Origin of the sequence: Sphingobium sp. BYY-5 (assembly GCF_022758885.1) — a bacterium.
GTDB lineage: Bacteria > Pseudomonadota > Alphaproteobacteria > Sphingomonadales > Sphingomonadaceae > Sphingobium.
Window position 1 is genome coordinate 1,095,300 of record NZ_JALEBH010000001.1, and the last position, 19,832, is coordinate 1,115,131.

The window sequence follows — 19,832 nt, forward strand, 5'->3', positions numbered from 1 at the left end:
TAGAGTGCCGACCCTTGCCAAGTTCCTGAGCCGTTTTTGGCTGACTCCCCTTCTGTGTGCCACCGCCGTTCCGGCCTATGCCGCAACGCGCAGCCTGTCAGAGGACTGGCTGTTCACGCGCGGTGAGGTCAAGGGTGCGGAGGCATCGGCATTTGGCGACAGCGGTTGGTTGCCGGTCGCCGTCCCGCACGACTGGGCGGTCATGGACGGCCCCAACGGCGCCCCGCCCTTCACGCCCCAGGCCGTGGGCGGACAGGATTCGGGCTACCTCCCCGGCGGTATTGGTTGGTATCGCCGCCATCTGCGCCTGGACTCCGCCGAGGTGCAGAAGCTGGTCCGCCTGAATTTCGAGGCGGTCTATATGGACGCCGACATCTGGCTGAACGGCGAATTGCTGGCCGAACATCATTTCGGTTACACGGCCTTTACGGTCGATCTGACGGGCAAGCTCAAGGCCGGCGACAATGTGATCGCGGTGCGCGTCCACCATGCCGACCCTTCGTCGCGCTGGTATGGTGGATCGGGTATCATCCGTCCGGTCTCGCTCGACATTCTCGATTGTGTCCATCTTCAGCCCGACAGCATCTTCGTGACCACCCCGGTCGCGACCGAGGCGTCGGGCACCGTCACCGTCCGCGCTGCCACCGGCAATTGCGCGGGCCGCGCGCAGCCGATGGAACTGGTCACGCAAATCGTGGCCCCCAATGGCGATGTGGTGGCACAGACAAGCGATGTTCGCACCGTGGCCGGGAAGGGCAATGCCGACTGGAACCAGTCGTTCACGGTGCCGCGCCCGGCGCTATGGTCGCCCGATGCCCCCAATCTCTATACGCTGGTTCAACAGGTGCGGGTCCAGGGCGCCGTGACCGACGAGCGGCGGACCCGTTTCGGCATTCGCACGATCAGCGCCGATGCGGTGAACGGCCTGCGGGTCAACGGCAAGCCGGTGCGCCTGCGCGGCGGCAATTTCCATCATGACAATTACATGCTGGGCGCAGCCGGCTTCCCCGATGCTGACATGCGCAAAGTCGCGCTGATGAAGGCTGCCGGTTATAATGCGCTTCGCAGCTCGCATAATCCCGCCAGCCAGGCGACGCTCGACGCAGCCGACGAACTTGGGATGCTGGTGATCGACGAATCCTTCGACGCCTGGAACAAGAGCAAGCGCGACATGGATTATGCGCGCTTCTTCAAGACCGACTGGCAGCAGGATATCGACTCCATGGTCATCAGCGGGCGCAATCATCCCAGCGTCCTGTTCTGGAGCATTGGCAACGAAATTCCCGAACAGGGTTCGCCGCTGGGGGTCGATACAGGGCGCAAGCTGGCGGAGCGCGTGCGGCTGCTCGACCCCACCCGGCCGGTGACGCAGGCGGTCAGCACCGACGCACCCGCCAGCGACGCCCAGTTCGCGGTGCTGGATATCGCGGGCTATAATTATCGCGCGAACATGTTCGAGGACGATCATAAGAAATTCCCCGAACGCGTGATGTACACGTCTGAATCGCTGCCCCTCGACGCCTTTTCCTATTGGCGCAAGGTGGAGACCATGCCCTGGGTGATCGGCGATTTCGTCTGGACGGCGGTCGATTATATCGGCGAAAGCGGGATTGGCTGGATGGGCTATAGCCAGGACTGGCAGAAGCTCGGCCCCTATCCCTGGCACCTTGCCTATTGCGGCGAGATTGACGTGACCGGCCGCAAGCGACCAGCGGCCTATTACCGCCAGATACTCTGGAAAACCGGGATCGACCCCGTGGTGGCCTTTGTCCGTCAACCCAAAGGCACAGAGGATTTGCCGGATCGGCATTATTATCCGATCACGCCCCCGCATCTCGACTGGTCGCATCCCGATGTTCACCCGAGCTGGACGTGGCGGGGGCAGGAGGGCAAATCGCTGGAGGTGGAGGTCTATTCAGAGCTTCCAGAGGTCGAACTGTTCCTCAACAACAAAAGCCTGGGCCGCAAGATGGTGAGCGTGGACACCGAGTATAAGGCGCTGTTCAACGTAACCTATGCTCCCGGCCGTCTGACCGCAGTGGGCTATCGCGCCGGACGCGAAGCCGCACGCTGGGAATTGCGCACCGCCGGGGCGCCCACCAGCGCGAAGGTGAGCGTTGATCGCCAACGCCTCACCGCCAATGGTCAGGATCTGGCCTATGTGGCGGTTCAACTGGCCGATGCCGATGGCACACCAATCTACGCGCAGGCGGACGATCGTCGCGTAACCGTGCGTGTCACGGGTGCCGCGAACCTGGCCGGTATCGGCAATGGGGATCCACGCGATGCGTCAAGTCTCCAGTCGGGCACCCGGACCAGCTTCCACGGCCGCGTCGTCGCCGTCATCCGCGCCGGGACACAGGCCGGGCCGGTCAAGGTCGAAGTCGCAGTCGATGGCGTGCCGGTCCAGGAGTTACGCCTCGACACCGTATCACGGTAAGGACGTCGGGGTTGGTCCGTCACGACTACCCTTTGGCAGGGTGGCAAACCATCGTCAGATGCCATCGGCGGGGCTTGTCGCCTCTTCCCTCCCTTTGCGGGAGGGAAGAAGGGGGAGAGGCAGTCCACAAAGCGATCGGGAGGGAAACTAATCGCTTCACGCAATCCTCTCCCCAGTATCAAACAGCCTTCCCGGATCGCGGATCATGTCGATCCGCGATCCGGAAATATCTTGCAGGTCAGAATCGAAAACGGACGCCCGCCCGGTACATGCGACCCACCACGTCATACAGCGCCGGATTGACGAAATAGGGCGACTTGGCCGGATCACGGTCGAACAGATTGTCGACCTTGAAGTAAGCGGTCACTTTCGGCGTGATGTTGTAGGTGCCGCCAATATCCATATAGAAGGCGCCGGGCATGAAATTCTGGTCGATCGTCGGCTCAGCCTGGGTCGATGCAGGGCAACTGCCCGGCTGGCACACCACATATTGATGGCCCAGTACGCCGTCGCTGAACCAGCGTTCCTGAACCATGAACGAGAATTTGTCATTCTCGTAGCTCTGGATCGCCAGCCACTTCCAGTCGGGCGTATTGCCCAGGTTCACGCCCGCGCTGTCGACGCCCGTAGTACCCGGCAGGCCGCTGGTGGTTACGAACTTGCTCACATGGGTCGCCAGCGCCCGGAAGGTCAGGCTGCCGGGAAGGCCCAGCGGCCGCTGCCAGCGATAGCTCGCCTCAATGTCGAAGCCGCTGGTGTCGATCGACGCCAGGTTGAACGCCTGCACGTTGATGAAGTTCGGCCCGCTCTGGTTATTGAGGTTGAAGGCGCTGCAAGTTTCCGGAACCAGATTCTGGAAGCACAGGTTGACGATGTCGCCCGCGCCGATGCTGGAAATCACGTCCTTGATCTTGAGCTTGTAATAATCGAACGACACACTAAGCCCCGGCAGCCAGGACGCGCCGGAGAAGGCGATGCCGGCGGTCGTGTTGCGCGCGGTTTCGGGCCGCAGGTTGGCGTTGCCGATCGTGTTCTGGATTGCCAGCACGTTCACGCCACGGAACGGATCGAAGAAGTTGGGCAACGTGGTCGTGACCGGGGCTGCGAACAGTTCCGACAGGTTGGGCGCACGCACATCCTTCGACGTCACGCCGCGCAGCCGGAACCCTTCGATCGGCAGGCTCCAGGTGCCGCCGACCTTCCAGGCCCAGATGGTGCCCGACGTGCTGTAATCGGTCACGCGCACCGCGCCGTTGATGTTGGCGCGGCCCAGCGCATCGCTGTTGAGAACCGGCAGGTCCGCCTCGAAAAAGGCTTCCTTCACGCTATAAGCGCCGCCGCCATTCTTGTAATTGCCCGCATACCAGTTGTTGCCGGCGTTCAGCAGCGTCGGGTCGGCCGGATAGTCAGTCGTAGGCGGGCTGAACGCGAATCCAGCGCCGTAGGGGTCAGCCTTCACCCGGTAGAATTCGTGACGATATTCGCCGCCGAACGCGATCGAGAGCGGCCCGGCCCACAAATCGATGGGCGATCCCGAAATATTGATGCTGACCACATCCTGCGTCTGGCGCGTCCGCTGGAACGGCCCATTTTCAGGAATGATATAATCCAAAGCCGCCTGAGACGGATTGCCGCCGAAAATGTTGAGCGGCTGGCAGCCATTCGCCCGCGCCACGGGATCGGCGCACACGACCGCACCGTTCAATGTGGTCGCATTGATCGCCTGGTTGAAGCGGTTCGACAGCATGATGTTCGACACATCGATGTCGGTATAGGTGGTGCCCCGCTCATAATAATTGTCGTAGCTCCATTCCGTGCCCAGCAGATCGAACTCCCCCTTGGCGCCGATTACCGCACGATACAGGCGACGGTCGGTGTTGACCTGCGTGTTGCCCAACGCCGCATTGCTTGTGCCATAGCCGAAGCTGGTGATGCCCGCCGTCGTACACGCCGCCTTGATCGCAGCGGGGACGAAGGGATTGGCGCACTGGATCGTCAGGCCGGGTCGGTTCATGCCGCCCACCGGCTGATTCTGGGTCTTCACCTGCCCGTAGTTGAAGCTGACATAAAGTTCGTCATTGTCCGAGAAGTCGAAACCCAGACGGCCATAAGTGTTGACGCGCTCGATCGATGACTGAAGCGTACGGCCCGCATCGACATTGCCCGAAAGGTCGCCGCCAATGCAGAAGCCGGGGAAGCATCCGCGCACGTTACTCGTGCCATCCCGCGCAGGCACGCCGTTCGATCCATATTGGAACTGGAACGGATTGCCCGACTGATCGAACGCGGTGCCCTGGAGCGGACCGGACGTAATCAGGCCATATTTCGTATAGTTATAGGCCTGCCCAAAATCGCGCAGCACATAGCGCGGCGAACCGTCGTTGACCACGCCCCGGTCGATCAGGCTGGTCTGCTTGAACCAGTCGCGCCCGCCGGCCAGACCGATCCCCCAATCGCCACCACCGACGCCATCTTCATTGGCATATTCCGCGCTGACGACCAGGTGCGCGCGATCATTGGCGAAGCTGGTGCCGGCCGCAAGCTGGACCAGCACCTGCTCATTGTCGTTATACCGGCTGATGCCGCCCTGGATATTGCCCTTGATGCCCTTGAACCGGGTGTCCGTGATGAAATTGACGACACCGCCCACCGCATCGGAACCGTAGGAGGCGGACGCGCCGCCATTCACGACATCGACACGCTGTACCAGCAGTTGTGGAAACAGGCTGATGTCGGGCACGCCGGTCACGTTCGCGCCAACGACGCGCTGGCCATCGAGCAGCGTCAACGTGCGGATCGCGCCCACGCCGCGCAGCGAGAAGGAACTAAGTCCCTGCTGCCCGCTCGACGTGCTGAACGTATTGACGGACGTCCCGCTCGACCCCTGCAATGAAGGAAGCTGCGCGATAGTGGTGAAGATGTTGGGCTGCGCATTGGCCTCGATCGCGCCCGAATCGATCACAGTGGTCGGCGTGGGCGCAGTGTATCCGCTGGCCTTGATGCGCGATCCCGTTACGACGATGTCGGCACTCGCGTTGCGCCCGGCTTCATCCTGTGGCGCAGCCGTTTCGGCCGTGGACTGAGCGAGCGCCGGAGCGACGGCAAGGCCGATCGACAATGCTGCAGCACTCACCATCACAAAGCGCGCACGCGCCGAACCACGGTGCAAATGGAAACCTGACATCATTCTCTCCCCAATTCATCTTCTGTGTAGATTGTAGGGCCCCCGGCCCAGCGCCCGCACCATCCCGTCCTCCGTAACAAAGACTCGACAGAATTTTAGTTAGCGCTAACAACATCTATTGCTATCTGCGCCGATTATTGTCAATACTCCTACAAGATTTACATCGAGAGGATGATGTGCCTTGAACCTTGCCGCACCTTGGCGCACGCGAAACCGGCCATACACGGAAGAACAGACGCGGACGCTCCATGCCATGGCGCGCGTAGATAACGTTAACGGAGCCGTTTCATGATCCGCACGATCGGCCGGTTCCGCTGGACCATCATCAGCCTCTTTGTCGGGGCCATGGTGATAAATTATCTCGCCCGTTCGGTCCTGGGCGTCGCCGCACCGGTCATTCTTACCGAACAAGCGATCAGCAACGTTGAATATGGCTGGATCACCGGCGCGTTCCAGCTCGGCGTGATGCTGCAGCCTGCGGCCGGCTACTTCCTCGACAGCGTGGGCCTTCGCGTCGGCTTTACAATTTGCGTGGCAATCTGGTCGCTCGTCACCATGGCGCACGCTTTGGTGAACGGCTGGTTCGGTTTCGCCGCGCTCCGCGCCCTGCTTGGCCTGGCGGAAGGGTCGGCCCAGCCGGCTGGGCAAAAGCTGGTAGCGGAATGGTTTCCATCCAAAGAACGTGGCGCAGCGGGCGGGATATATAATATCGGCGCGTCTTTCGGCGCCGTCTTCGCTCCGCCACTGGTCGCCTGGGCCGTCATGATGCACAGTTGGCGACTGGCTTTCGTGATCGCCGGGGGCATCGGCCTCGTCTGGGCGCTACTTTGGTATCTTCACTATGACAGCCCCTCCCGCCACCGGCGACTGGGTTCTGCAGAGCGCGACTACATCCTGAGCGGCCAGGAAGCCCGCCTCGCCGCCCGCAAGGAAAGACCGTCCATCCTGGCGCTTGCGCGACGCCGCGATCTGTGGGGTATCGCCCTGCCCCGTATGTTGGCGGATCCGGTCTGGGGCATGTTGTCCTTCTGGATGCCGCTCTATCTTGCCAGGGTGCGGGGCTTCGACCTGGCGCAGATCGCCATGTTCGCCTGGCTTCCCTTTCTCGCCGCCGACCTTGGCTGCATGTTCGGTCCAGCCGTCGTGGCATTCCTTCAGCGCCGCAATGTCGACCTGATCGACGCGCGCCGCTGGGCCTTCACGCTGGGTGCCGCAATGATGACCGGCATGGCCTTTGTCGGCCTGGCTACCAACCCCTATGCTGCGATCGCGCTGCTGTGCCTCGGCGGCTTCGCCCACCAGACCCTGTCGGTTACGGTGATTACCATGGCCTCCGACCTCTTCGCCAAGAACGAAGTGGCGACTGCCGCGGGCATGGCCGGAATGGCCGGAAATCTTGGCGTCCTCATTTTCTCCCTGCTGCTGGGCCAGATGGTCGACAATGTCGGATATGAGCCCTTCTTTATCTTGCTTGGCATACTCGATCTGATCGGTGCCGTGCTTCTTTGGACATTGGTGCGCAAGCCTGCATGAATATTATCTCCAATCCTATCCTCCGGGGATTCAATCCCGACCCGTCAATCGTGCGCGTCGATGATGATTTCTACATCGCGACATCGACTTTCGAATGGTATCCCGGCGTCCAGATTCATCACAGTCGCGACCTGAAACATTGGCGGCTCGCCGCGCGCCCGCTCGCACGCTCATCTCAACTGGACATGCGTGGCGATCCCGATTCCTGTGGCGTGTGGGCGCCCGACCTCAGCTATGTCGATGGCCGGTTCTGGCTTATCTTCACGGACGTCAAGCGCTACGGCGCCACAACCGTGAACGGAGCCAAGGGATTGTCGTTGCGCGACTTTCCCAATTATCTGGTGACGTGCGATCGCATCGATGGCCATTGGTCCGATGCCGTTCACCTCAACAGCAGCGGCTTCGATCCCGCCCTGTTCCATGATGACGACGGCCGCAGCTGGATGCTCAACATGCTGTGGGATCATCGACCGGACCGTGGCCGCTTTGCCGGTATCCAAATTCAGGAACTCGATCGCGCCAGCCTGAAGCTCGTGGGTGAACCGCACTTGATCTTCAAAGGTACCGACCTTGGCTTCACCGAAGGTCCCCATATCTACAAGCGCGGCGGATGGTATCATTTGCTGGTGGCGGAGGGCGGCACGGGATGGGATCATGCCGTCGTCATGGCCCGGTCACGCAACCTGCTTGGACCATATGAAGTCCATCCCGATGGCGCGGTCCTGACCTCGGCAGGCTGCCGGGATGGAAATCTCGCCCGTGCAGGACATGGCGACCTTGTCGAACTGGCGGACGGGACGCCATGGATGGCGTATCTCTGCGGCCGGCCATTGCCAGGGCGGGAACGCTGCATCATGGGACGGGAAACAGCGATCCAGCCGATGCAATGGGGGGAAGACGAATGGCTGCGTACCCGGCACGGTGACGCGCGCCCCGATCCGACCCCGCCAACGCCTGAACTTCCCGCTGCCCCGTGGCCGAAACAGGAGTGGGACGGACGCTTCGACACCCCGATCCTTCCTCAAGAGTTCCAATGGTTGCGAAGCCCCTTTCCCGATCGCCTGTTCAGCCTTTCGGCCCGTCCCGGCTTCCTGCGTCTTTACGGACGGGAGACGGTCGGCAGCCTGTTCGAACAAGCGCTCGTGGCGCGCCGCCAGGAGCATTTTCGCTTCACCGCAACGACCTGCCTCAGCTTCGCGCCGCACAGCTTTCAGCAAGCCGCCGGGCTTATCCTCTATTATAACAGCACCAAATTCTATTATCTGTGCGTCAGCGCGGAGGAGGATGCCCGCCAACTTCAACTCATGTGCGCATCCCCGGAACTGGAAGAAGGCATCACCCTGCAAGTCGTCGTCGCCGCCTTGCCGGATGGCGCAATCGAGTTGCAGGCGGAAGTAGAGGGAGACAGACTGCGCTTTGCCTGGCGATTGCAAGGATCGACGCCTTGGAACCAGTTACCCCAAATTCTCGACATCAGCATTTTGTCGGATGAAGTGACTTTTCCAGGCCTTCCAAACTTTACCGGCACATTTGTCGGCATGGCGTGCCAGGATCTTTCAGGCTCGGCAGTCCCTGCGGACTTTTCCCGGTTCGACTATCGGGGCGAGGACGGCTTTACCGCACCGGTCGATTGACGTTCCACGATCGCATGGCTGAGGATGCTTTCGCGCGGGACACGCGACTTGCCGTCTTTCGCCGCGATTTCGGCGATCAGCAGGCCCAGCGCCTCGGCAGCCAGTTCCCGTACCGGCTGACGCACGGTCGTGAGCGGCGGCCAAAGCGTAACGGCCGCCGTCGTGTCGTCGAACCCCGCGACAGTCAGTTCAGCGGGCACATCGAGATGGCGGCGATGGGCAACAGACACCACCGCAGCGGCCATGTCGTCATTGCTGGCGAATATGGCGGTCGGGGGTTCGGGCATGGTTAAAAGCTGCTCAGCGGCAGTCAGTCCCGACGCATAGGTGAAATCTCCCTGCACCACCTGCACATTCACGCCGCCGGTTTCGCGAACCGCCGCGTAAAATCCCGCCATGCGTTCCGCGCTTGCCGCCTGGTCGGGATTCCCCAGGATGAAACCCAGTTGCCGGTGCCCAAGGTCCAACAGCAGTCGCGTCATCTGATAGGAGGCGGCACGATCATCAATCCGTACACAAATGGTCTCGGGCGATTGATAGGCGCCCACCGCCGCCACGGCGCATTCCGCGTTGCGCAGCACGCGCAGAACCTCTGGCGCTTCCCCCAGGGGCGGCGCAAGCAGCACGCCGCTCAAACCCGTCGCAACCAGATCCTCCAACGCCTTTGTCGCCGGAGGTCGCCCGCCCTCACCCTTCAGCAAGATCAGGCGTGCGCCGCGCGACGATGCTTCCTCAAACACGCCTGTCATGAACTCGCTCATGAAGGCGGCGCTGGCGTTCGAATAGATCACACCGATCCGAAGCTCGGTGGAGGTGACGAGGTTTCGCGCAGCGACATTGGGGGTGTAAGCCAGCGCCTTGATGGCTTCGTCCACTACGACGCGGGTTTCGTCGCTGACACCCGGCCGTCCGTTGATGACGCGCGAAACGGTCATCGACGACACACCGGCCCGCCTTGCAACATCCACGATGGTCGCACCGCGCGCGGATCGCTCCGATCTGGCCATCTTTTCACCTGCTTTCAGAAATGTAAATTATCGACCTAAGCTATCGATCAAACTCGGCAAAGGGAGAAATGAGGCGCGTATGGAAGCGCAGCCCAATCCTTGTTTCGGGTCTCGATTATCAGCCGACAGCAGCAGGTGGCAATACAGGGTCGTTTCGCCTCGACATCAATCAATGTTAGCGTTATCAAGTCGACAGTCGCAAAGGATAGGCGGCAGGATCAAGGAGAGAAAGCAATGCAGCACCGGATTTCGACCTTTCGGGTTCTAACCCCTGTGATGCTGTACGCATCGTTGTTCGGTTTCAGCGCCGCGTTTGCCCAGTCCGCCCCTGCCCGCTTCGATCGCTTCACTTATCAGGGGCAGGCCACTGAGCAGGTCGCAATCAAGCCCGGCGAATATCGCAACCCGATCCTGTCCGGCTATTATCCTGATCCGTCGATGACGCGCGTCGGCGACGATTATTATCTCGTCAACTCCTCCTTCGCCCATTTCCCCGGCCTGCCGATCTTCAAATCGAAGGATCTCGTCAACTGGACGCAGATCGGAAACGCGATCGACCGGCCCGAACAACTGGACTTCGACGGCCGCCGCATCTCCCAGGCCGTGTTCGCGCCCGACATCAGTTTCCACGACGGCACATTCTACATCGTCAACACTTGCGTCGAGTGTAAAGGCAATTTCGTCATCACGGCGAAGGACCCCGCCGGTCCCTGGTCCAATCCCATCTGGCTGCCCTTTGAGGGCATCGATCCTGCCATCTACTGGGAAGGTGACAAGGCCTATATCGTCAATAATCGCGCACCCGACGAACCGCCCCGTTACAGCGGCCACCGCGCCATCTGGATCCAGGAATATGACTGGCGCGCGGGCAAGATGGTTGGCGAAAGCACGCAGATCGTCAATGGCGGCGTCGACATCTCCAAAAAGCCGGTCTGGATCGAAGGACCGCATATCTTCCGCAAGGATGGCTATTATTATCTGACCGCAGCCGAAGGCGGCACCAGCGTCAACCATTCGCAGGTGGTGCTGCGCGCGAAGGAACTGCGTGGCCCCTATATCCCGTTCGAAGGCAACCCGATCCTCACCCAGCGCGATCTCGACCCCGCTCGTCCGAACCCGATCGGATCAGCGGGCCATGCGACACTGGTGGAGACGCAGACGGGCGACTGGTGGGCGAGCTTCCTCGCCGTCCGTCCCTATACAGACGACTTCTACAATATCGGGCGGGAAACCTTCCTGCTGCCGGTGACATGGAAGGACGGCTGGCCGATGATCCTGCCCAAGGGGCAGACGATCCCCTATGTCGCCAAAGCGCCGCGCCTGCCCGCCGGCCCCAAACCTGCCCTGCCGACCAGCGGCGACTTCGCCTATACGGACGAGTTCGACGGCAAGAGTCTGTCGATGCAGTGGATCGGCATCCGCACCCCGCGCCAGCCCTTCTACCGCCTCTCGGGCGGGGCGCTGGAACTGGGAAGCGGTGCGCCCCTCGGCTATCTCGACGGCGTTCCCGCCTTTGTCGGCCGCCGACAACAACATGCCAACGCCACCTTCTCCACCACCCTGCGCTACACTCCGGTCAAGGATGGCGACCGCGCCGGCCTTGCCGCCGTGCAGAGCGACCGCAGCAACCTCTTCTTCGGCCTGACACGCATCGCGGGTAAGTCGATGGTGGCCCTTTACACGCGCGATACTGCCGACGCCGACACCCTTGTCGCCTCCGCGCCCGTCACGACGATCGGCCCCGTGACGCTGACCATCCGCGCCAAAGGCGGGACCATGGCCTTCGACTATAGCGTGGGCGGAACAGTGCGCACTCTCAAGGCCGATCTGGACGTCACGCTGCTCAGCACGAAGAAAGCGGATGGCTTCGTCGGCACCGTGGTCGGCCCCTATCACTACACGCCAGGCACGTAAGGAGCTGGCATGGCAGTGATGCGTACAAAGATGTTCAGCCTCGCCCTCGCAACCGGCCTGATCGCTGGCGCCCTCCCGGCGCAGGTCTGGCGTGCCGATCAGGGCGACGGCACCTATCGCAATCCCGTGCTGTTCGCCGACTATCCCGATCCCGACATCATCCGCGTTGGAGGCGATTTCTATTTCGTCAGCACGACTTTCGCCAATTCACCGGGCGTCACCGTCCTCCATTCGAAGGATCTGGTGAATTGGCGGATCGTCAGTCATGTGGTCGATCGTCTCGACGGCGACCCGCGCTACGATCTCAAAAATGGCGGCGATTATCGCCACGGCTTCTATGCCGCCAGCCTGCGCCGCCATAACGGCCTCTTCTACCTTGCCGTAACCCCGGTAGGGCATAAGACCCGTATCTATCGCTCCGCCCGGATCGACGGTCCCTGGACCTATAAGGAACTGGACCGCGAAGCCTTCGATCCCGCACTGTTCATCGACGCGGATGGCACCGCCTATCTCGGCACCTCGATCGGCACGGACGGCACGGTCACGCTGCTGACGCTCGACAAGGATTTGAGCGCCGTCACCGCCGCCCGGCAAACCTATTATAACAAGGGCGCGGAAGGATCGAAGATCGTCCGGCACAACGGCTGGTATTATTTCTTCAACGCCATCCCCTCCAAACTGGCGATGACGGTATCCCGCTCGCGCAGCCTGTGGGGACCGTGGGAAACCAAGGCTTCGATCGACGACAAGACCGGCGGTCATCAGGGCGCGATCGTCGATCTGCCCGATGGAAGCTGGTACGGCTTCGTCATGGTCGACGCGGGCGCGATAGGCCGCATGACCAATATCAGCCCGATCCATTGGAAGGATGAATGGCCCTTCTGGGGGACGCCGCAAGCCCCCGATCGCGTGCCCGACCGATCGCCCAAGCCGATCCAGGGCTATCCCTTCGCCGAACCGCCCTCCTCGGACGATTTCTCCTCGCCCAGGCTCGGCCTGCAATGGCAATGGAACCATAATCCCGACGATAGCCGCTGGTCATTGACACAGCGCCCCGGCTTCCTGCGTCTGCACGCCACCCAGGCAGACGGCATTTGGACCGCGCGCAACACGCTGACGCAAAAGGCGCAAGGGCCGCGCGCTCGCGCGGTCGTGAAGCTCGATACCGCCGGTATCAAGCCTGGCGACATCTGCGGCTTCGGCAGCTTCGGCAAATATAGTGCGCAACTTTCGGTCGTTGGCGGAGCACAGGGCACCCTCACGCTTCGGATGCAGCTCACGGAGTCCACCACGGACGGCCCGCTTACACAGGTTCGCGTCCCGGCTCAACCGATTGCCGGCCGCACGCTCTGGCTGCGCACCGACATGGATTTCGACGCGAAGGAAGGCCGCGTCGCCTACAGCCTCGACAATCGCCGCTGGACCGAATTGGGCGGCGCCTTCCCGCTCGCCTTCGACTGGCGCACCGGCACCTTCCAGGGCCAGCAGCTCGCCATTTCCTGCTACAATTTGACGGCTGACGGCGGCTATCTCGATGTCGACAGCTTCACGCTCTCCCCTCTTTCGAATGGAACCCGACCATGAGCGTTACTCGCCGCGAAGCCGCCGTCAGCCTTGCTGCAAGCACCCTTGCGCTCACCGCCACGCCCGGCCGCGCGGCGAACGGTGCGTCGCCTTCGGCCCAACCACTCGCCCTCTGGTATCGCCAGCCTGCCGTCGAATGGACCGAAGCGCTTCCCATCGGTAATGGCCGCCTCGGTGCGATGGTCTTCGGTGGAACCGCACAGGAGCGGCTGCAACTCAACGAAAGCACGCTCTGGGCAGGCCAGCCCTATGATCCCGTCAACCCGCAGGCCAGGGAGATGCTGCCCAAGGTCCGCGCCCTGATCTTCGAGGGGAAGATCGAGGAGGCAGAGGCGCTCGCCAGCCAGACGCTGATGGCCAAGCCCCTGACGCAGATGCCCTATCAAACGCTGGGCGACCTGACACTCGACTTTCCCACCCTCGGCGCGACGGACGGCTACCGGCGCGAGCTTGACCACGACAGCGCGATGGCGACCACCCGCTTTACTGCGGGCGGCGTCAGCCATGTGCGGCAGGTCGTTGCATCGCCCGCCGATCAGGTCATCGCAGTACGCCTCTCTGCTACCGGTGCGGGCAAACTCGACGTCGATATCGGTCTGCGCTCCCCCCAGCAGGAGGTGAAAGTCGTGGCGGATGGTCCGTCCGGCTTGCTGATGACCGGCCGCAACGGCGCGTCCAAGGGCATAGAAGGCAATTTGCGCTTCGCCGCGCGCCTGCTGACGCAGGTCGAGGGTGGACGCATCACTTATGCGGCCGACGGACGGCTCAGCATCCGCGGCGCGAAGGCGGTGACGTTGTTCATCGCCATGGCGACCAGCTACAAGCATTTCGACGATGTGAGCGGCGATCCACTCGCCGCCACCGCGACGGCGATCTCCAGGGCACGGTCCCGCCCCTTCGCCCGCATCGCTGCCGACACCGCCGCAGCGCACCAACGGCTGTTCCGCCGTGTCGCCATCGACCTCGGCACGACACCCGCCGCAGCGCAGCCCACGGACGAACGCATCGTCGCCTCCCAGACCAGCGACGACCCCGCGCTCGCCGCCCTCTATTTCCAATATGGCCGCTATCTGCTGATTTCGTCGTCGCGGCCGGGCGGCCAGCCCGCCACGCTTCAGGGCCTGTGGAACGACAGCCTGAACCCGCCCTGGGGCTCCAAATATACGATCAACATCAATACCGAGATGAACTACTGGCCCGCCGAGCCGACCGCCCTTGGCGAATGCGTGACGCCGCTGGTCGACATGATGCGCGAGATTGCCATCACCGGCGCGCGCACGGCCCGGACCATGTATGGCGCGCGCGGCTGGGTCGCGCATCATAATGTCGACCTGTGGCGCGCCAGCGCGCCGATCGACGGCGCACAATATGGCCTGTGGCCCACCGGCGGCGCATGGCTCTGCACCCATTTGTGGGATCATTATGAGTATAATCGCGATCGCGCCTATCTCGCTTCAGTCTACCCACTGATGGCAGGCGCAGCACGTTTCTTCCTCGACACGCTGCAAAAAGACCCGACGACCGGCTTCCTCGTCACCAACCCGTCGATGAGTCCGGAAAATCCCCACGGTCATGGCGGCACCCTTTGCGCCGGGCCGACGATGGACATGGCCATCCTGCGCGACCTGTTCACCCAGACCATGGAGGCGGCCGCCATCCTGGGCACCGATGCAAGCCTTTCCGCCGAAATGCGCGCCGCCCGCGACAAGCTCGCTCCCTATAAGGTCGGCCGGCAGGGCCAGCTACAGGAGTGGCAACGGGATTGGGACGCCGACGCACCCGAACAGCACCACCGCCACGTCTCTCACCTCTACGGCCTTCACCCGTCGCGTCAGATCACGCTGGACGGCACGCCCGATCTCGCCGCCGCCGCGCGCCGCACGCTGGACATCCGCGGCGACCGTGCGACCGGCTGGGCTACGGCCTGGCGCATCAACCTGTGGGCGCGGCTGCGGGAGGGCGACCATGCGCATGAAATCCTTCGCTTCCTGCTCGGCCCGGAGCGCACCTATCCGAATATGTTCGACGCCCATCCCCCCTTCCAGATCGACGGCAATTTCGGCGGCGCGGCGGGTATCGTCGAAATGCTGATGGACAGTCATGGCGACGTCATCGACCTGTTGCCGGCCCTGCCGCGCGCCTGGCCGACCGGCCATATCCTGGGCCTGCGCGCTCGTGGCCGCTGCGCCGTTGACATCAAATGGCGCAACGGCAACCTGGATCAGGCGATGCTGCACCCCGAGCGCGATGAGCGCAGGATCATTCGCCTCGGCAAACGAAGCCGCACCTTGCCTCTGAAGGCCGGCACCCCAGTCACACTCACGTCGAGAGATTTTGCATGACCCTGCGCCGCTTCCTCCTGCCCCTTGCCATATTGTGCGCCGGGACGTCGCTGTCGGCTCAAACTCCCAATCCGTTGGCGCCTTCCGGCCACTGGACCGCTTATCAGGGCGGCAGCGCCACGCTTCCGCCCATGGGCTGGAATAGCTGGAACGCCTTCTTCACCGAAATCGACGAGGAAAAACTGCTCGGCTCCGCCCAGCGCATCATCGACACCGGCCTCGCTAAGAAAGGCTATCGCTATATCAACATCGACGATGGCTGGTGGCTGAAACGCCGTGCCAGCGACGACCGGCTGATGATCCGCGCGGACAAATTCCCGTCCTCCCTGACGGTCAAAGGCGATCCCTCCTTCCGCCCGCTTACCGACAAGCTGCACAGCATGGGTTTCAAGGCAGGCATCTATTCCGACCTTGGCCGCAACAGTTGCTCGCAGGCCTATTCCACCGGCCCGGCGCAATTGCCCGAAGGCACGGTGGCGGAACGTGAGGTCGGCCTTTACGGCCATAGCGACCAGGACATTCGCCTTTTCTTCGCCGACTGGGGCTTTGACGCGATCAAGGTCGACGGATGCGGCATCCGCGCCTTCACGCCCGACTTTGAACGGGTCCGCGATGGTCAATATCGCCCGCTCACCCCCCTGATCGATCAGGCATCCATCACCCGGTCAAATATTCCCGCCGTCAAGGCGCTCTTTGCCGACATCAACCAGTCCCTCGCCCGCCACAATCCGGATGGCGACTATATGCTCTCGCTCTGCATCTGGGGCAGCGCCAATGTCCGCTCCTGGGGGAAGGATGTCGGGAATATCTCGCGCACGAGCGACGACATCTCGCCCAACTGGAACCGGATGCTCACCAACTATGACAGCGCCGTCCGCCGTGCGCTCTACGCCCATCCCGGCTCCTGGAATGATCCCGACATGCTGTTCATCGGCGCGGGCGATTTCGACGCACGGCACCTGACCGAAGCCCGTTCGCACTTCGCCCTCTGGGCGATGATGAACGCTCCGCTGCTGATCGGTGCGGACTTGCGCAAGACGCCTCAACCGCTGATCGACATCTTCGGCAACGCAAGTCTCATCGCAATCAATCAAGACCCGGCCGGCAACCAGGCCGTGCTCGCCTTCGACAGCAACGAACTCCAGATACTGGTCAAGACGCTGGCCAATGGCGACAAGGCCGTTGCGCTCTTCAACCGGGGCATGGCGCCGGTAGATGCGGTGCTGACATCAGACCATCTAAAGTTCCGCGCCAACCACGCCATTGCCCTATCCGACCTCTGGACCGGAGCGAAGAGCGACTTCACCAGGGAAACAACCCTGCGGGTGGAGCCGCGCCAGACGTTGATATTCCGCGCTTCGGGTGAGCGAGCGCTGGCCGACGGCCTCTATCTCTCGGAACAGCCCGGCAACGTCAATCCAGCCGTCGACGGCGTCGTCGAGCCCCAACCCGATCCCACAATCTACCGCTCCATTCCTGGTTGGCGCAGCACGCGCGGCATCGGCGAACGTCCGATGTACGCCGGTTGGGGCGGCGCCATGGCCGACGCGACGCCCTATGACCAACCCCTCTTCATCGGTGGCAAGGCTTTCGCCTCCGGCATCGGCGTCCTCGCCAATTCGCGTCTGGAAGTGCGGAACAAAGGTTTCGCGCGCTTCACCGCCAGCGTCGGTGTGGACGACAGTGCGCTCGACGGCAGTCAGCAAGTCCGCTTCTTCCTCTATGGCGATGGCAAGCCTCTCGCCAGCACGATGTCCTTGCGCCGTGGAGACGCACCGCAATCCTTGGCGGCCGATGTGAAAGGCATCGCCCTCATCGAACTGGTCGCACGCGCCGATGGCGCGCAGGGCAATGCGGTCCCGGTCACATGGGGCGACGCGGCGCTGCGTCGCTGACGTCTTGTGGCGCGGCAAGAAGGAATGCGTGGAACATTCCGACCTGCCGCTTTCGTCCACAGTTCGGCACGTCGCCCCTCTCCGGACCCAGACGACCATGACAGGGAGACGCGCCGATCCACGCGCCTCCTTCCGAAACAGGTCAGCGACCGCCTTGTGCGCCGTCGATCGGATATTCGAAAATGGATGTCGACATAGGCGGCACGGTCAACCGACCGTTCATGGCCGGAGCCGCAGCCTCGGTTATGGTGACACCGGGCTTGGCTCCAACCTTGTTCGCAGCGCTCAGCGATTTGGCGGTGATACGCCAGACCTTCCCCTGACCACGCGTACGCACATGTGGCATGTCGATCGCCACGCTCTGCGACTTGAAGGTCGCGTTGACGACGCCGATCCGCAAGTACCGACCGTCCGGACTCAACCCTGCGATCATATCCAATGGCCAGGTCGCGCTGCCCGCCTTCACCTGTGGGTGAGCAGACCCGACGACATGTTTGGGATCGGGCTGCCGCACATTGCCTTCCAGCCCCACCGGTACGGTGCCTGCTCCAAAATGCTCACCATAGAGTTTGAAGACCAGTCCGGTCGTGTTCATCACCGCATCGGTCGCGCTTATGTCCATGGTAGACGTCCCGGTGGTGAAGGCCGCCATCGTCAGGAAATCGGTATGCCGCAGCATTTCCTGGATCACCATGGAATAGGCGAGCGCCGATTTCAGCGTCGCGCCGTCCTTCGCCATATAGGCATATTCGTCCATCGACAGGAAAATGCCCTTGCCGCCATTGGCTTCCCTGATGGCCGGAAAGCGTTGCCGGTAGATGTTCCACTCCTCCGCCTTCATGCGCACATTGTTGGAAGGCGAGCGCGCGAATTCGATCAATTCCTCGTCTGCCGGCGCGTTCGGGCGTTCCTCGCCCCGATCATAATAATGTTCGGTGATGCCGTCGAACGTTCCCATCGCTTTGGCGAAGAAGCCGCCGGTCCAATCCTCCTCGGTTCCAAACTTATGTTGGATGCTCCCCAGCGATGGGTTTTCCTTGACGTCCCGGGGATGCAACTGGTCCGGCATCGCCCCCGACGCGATCAGCGTGATGCCCGGATCCTTCGCCCGCATCGCAACCGCGAAATTCTTGTGCTTCATGAGATAATAGTCGAGCGATGTCTTGCCGATCTGCCACCAGCCATAGGGCTCGTTGCCGATATTCCACCATTTGACGCCATAGGGCGCCCGATGCCCATTGGCCGCACGCTTCGCGCCCCATTCGCTTGTGGGCGCGCCGTTCAGATACTCGACCTCCTCGGCCGCCGAATTGGCATCGCCCAAGCCCGCATTTACCGTCACATAGGGCTCCACGCCCAGGATGCGCGTCAGGTCCATCCACTCATCCATGCCGATGTCGTTGGTCTGCATCGCGCTCCAGGCATGGTCGAACATCGGCACTCGCTTGTCACGCGGTCCCAGCGCCTGATGCCAGTCCCAGTTGGACAGGAAATTGCCGCCGGGCAGACGCCAGAAGCCGGAATTGAGCGACTTCGCGATCGCCGTCACATCTGCGCGCCAGCCATTGATATTATCCGCCGGCATCAGCGAAACCGCACCGACGCGGAAATGCTCGCTGCCCGTCCCCGTCACCTCCAGCCGGGCGTCGGACGACGCCTTGCCGGCAGTGAAGCGGAACGGAAGCTCGGTCCATTTCGCGCCAGGCGCGGGCAGCCTCACCACCTGTCGATCTTGTGGGCCATCGCCCCACACAAGCGCCACCTGCACCTTGGCCCCGGAATCACCGCTAAGAAAGATGCGGCCGACATACGCCTTCCCCGCGACCACGCCCATGCCGCCTTGACTGAACCCACGGGGACTGTCGCCCAGCACCGCCACCTTCGGGCTATGCGTGCCGACGAACGGATCGTCGCCGTCCATTACAATTGCATCCTCGCCCCCGATCGGCCGCCATTTGCGGAATTGGGCCGCAGGGCGTCCCTCAACCGTGTCCGGGACTTTCTCGTCTTTCCCCTCGGCGCAAATGGGATAGTAAAATTTGCGGTCATCCAGCATTTCCGCCCATAATGTGCGGTTCACCAGCCCGCCTATCGGCTCAATGAACATGCCATATTCATAGGGCGTCACCGCTGCGCTGATGCGGCTGGTATCGATCGTCGCCCGGATCGCTTGCGCCTGCCCCGCGCCAACACTGGCAGCCACCAGCGCCAGACAACAGCCTGCCTGCAAAAGATGCACCCGTCGCATGAATATCCTCTCCCTTTGGGGACGCGCATCGACACCACGCCGACGCGCGTC

10 protein-coding genes are annotated in these 19,832 nt (G+C 62.5%); 7 read left to right on the forward strand and 3 right to left on the reverse strand.

The features are described from left to right. Positions 1-4: 4 nt before the first annotated feature. A complete protein-coding gene (locus tag MOK15_RS05260) occupies positions 5-2,440 on the forward strand; it encodes a glycoside hydrolase family 2 TIM barrel-domain containing protein (RefSeq protein WP_242930633.1) in 2,436 nt (811 codons plus the stop codon). Between the two features lie 238 nt (positions 2,441-2,678). Here the strand turns inward: MOK15_RS05260 and MOK15_RS05265 are convergent, their stop codons facing one another. After that, positions 2,679-5,576: a TonB-dependent receptor gene (locus tag MOK15_RS05265; protein ID WP_242930634.1), complete on the reverse strand. Its 2,898-nt coding sequence runs from the start codon at positions 5,574-5,576 to the stop codon at positions 2,679-2,681. Positions 5,577-5,912: 336 nt separating this feature from the next. On the opposite strand from MOK15_RS05265, the gene MOK15_RS05270 reads away from it, so the two are divergent. Next, positions 5,913-7,157 carry an MFS transporter gene (locus MOK15_RS05270; RefSeq protein WP_242930635.1) on the forward strand — a complete coding sequence of 415 codons (1,245 nt, stop codon included), beginning with the start codon at positions 5,913-5,915 and terminating at the stop codon, positions 7,155-7,157. After that, on the forward strand, positions 7,154-8,791 hold the full coding sequence (locus MOK15_RS05275) for a glycoside hydrolase family 43 protein (protein ID WP_242930636.1): 1,638 nt from the start codon (positions 7,154-7,156) through the stop codon (positions 8,789-8,791). The genes MOK15_RS05270 and MOK15_RS05275 overlap by 4 nt, the downstream gene beginning before the upstream one ends. Here MOK15_RS05275 and MOK15_RS05280 read toward each other — a convergent pair. Then, on the reverse strand, positions 8,752-9,798 hold the full coding sequence (locus MOK15_RS05280) for a LacI family DNA-binding transcriptional regulator (protein ID WP_242930637.1): 1,047 nt from the start codon (positions 9,796-9,798) through the stop codon (positions 8,752-8,754). The genes MOK15_RS05275 and MOK15_RS05280 overlap by 40 nt on opposite strands. A 276-nt stretch (positions 9,799-10,074) precedes the next feature. On the opposite strand from MOK15_RS05280, the gene MOK15_RS05285 reads away from it, so the two are divergent. The 4 genes from MOK15_RS05285 to MOK15_RS05300 are packed head-to-tail and all read left to right on the forward strand — an operon-like array spanning position 10,075 to position 17,533. After that, positions 10,075-11,712 (forward strand): glycoside hydrolase family 43 protein, encoded by a 1,638-nt coding sequence (locus MOK15_RS05285; RefSeq protein ID WP_242932639.1) that lies wholly within the window; start codon positions 10,075-10,077, stop codon positions 11,710-11,712. 9 nt (positions 11,713-11,721) lie between these two features. After that, the gene (locus MOK15_RS05290; RefSeq protein ID WP_242930638.1) at positions 11,722-13,296 is read left to right on the forward strand and encodes a glycoside hydrolase 43 family protein; all 1,575 of its coding nucleotides are present in this window, start codon (positions 11,722-11,724) and stop codon (positions 13,294-13,296) included. Further along, a complete protein-coding gene (locus MOK15_RS05295; RefSeq protein ID WP_242930639.1) occupies positions 13,293-15,638 on the forward strand; it encodes a glycoside hydrolase family 95 protein in 2,346 nt (781 codons plus the stop codon). Before MOK15_RS05290 ends, MOK15_RS05295 begins: the two co-directional genes overlap by 4 nt. Beyond that, positions 15,635-17,533 carry an NPCBM/NEW2 domain-containing protein gene (locus tag MOK15_RS05300; RefSeq protein ID WP_242930640.1) on the forward strand — a complete coding sequence of 633 codons (1,899 nt, stop codon included), beginning with the start codon at positions 15,635-15,637 and terminating at the stop codon, positions 17,531-17,533. Before MOK15_RS05295 ends, MOK15_RS05300 begins: the two co-directional genes overlap by 4 nt. Positions 17,534-17,675: 142 nt before the next feature. On the opposite strand, the gene MOK15_RS05305 is transcribed toward MOK15_RS05300, so the two are convergent. Then, entirely contained in the window at positions 17,676-19,781 is a 2,106-nt protein-coding gene (locus MOK15_RS05305; protein ID WP_242930641.1) for an alpha-L-arabinofuranosidase C-terminal domain-containing protein, read from the reverse strand. Positions 19,782-19,832: the final 51 nt, after the last annotated feature.

Bases quoted from the DNA above. Each gene is read 5' to 3' on its own strand.
- MOK15_RS05265 (WP_242930634.1), bottom strand. From the start codon at position 5,576: ATGGTGAGTGCTGCAGCATTGTCGATCGGCCTTGCCGTCGCTCCGGCG.
- MOK15_RS05270 (WP_242930635.1), top strand. From the start codon at position 5,913: ATGATCCGCACGATCGGCCGGTTCCGCTGGACCATCATCAGCCTCTTT.
- MOK15_RS05275 (WP_242930636.1), top strand. From the start codon at position 7,154: ATGAATATTATCTCCAATCCTATCCTCCGGGGATTCAATCCCGACCCG.
- MOK15_RS05280 (WP_242930637.1), bottom strand. From the start codon at position 9,798: ATGGCCAGATCGGAGCGATCCGCGCGCGGTGCGACCATCGTGGATGTT.
- MOK15_RS05285 (WP_242932639.1), top strand. From the start codon at position 10,075: ATGCTGTACGCATCGTTGTTCGGTTTCAGCGCCGCGTTTGCCCAGTCC.
- MOK15_RS05290 (WP_242930638.1), top strand. From the start codon at position 11,722: ATGGCAGTGATGCGTACAAAGATGTTCAGCCTCGCCCTCGCAACCGGC.
- MOK15_RS05295 (WP_242930639.1), top strand. From the start codon at position 13,293: ATGAGCGTTACTCGCCGCGAAGCCGCCGTCAGCCTTGCTGCAAGCACC.
- MOK15_RS05300 (WP_242930640.1), top strand. From the start codon at position 15,635: ATGACCCTGCGCCGCTTCCTCCTGCCCCTTGCCATATTGTGCGCCGGG.
- MOK15_RS05305 (WP_242930641.1), bottom strand. From the start codon at position 19,781: ATGCGACGGGTGCATCTTTTGCAGGCAGGCTGTTGTCTGGCGCTGGTG.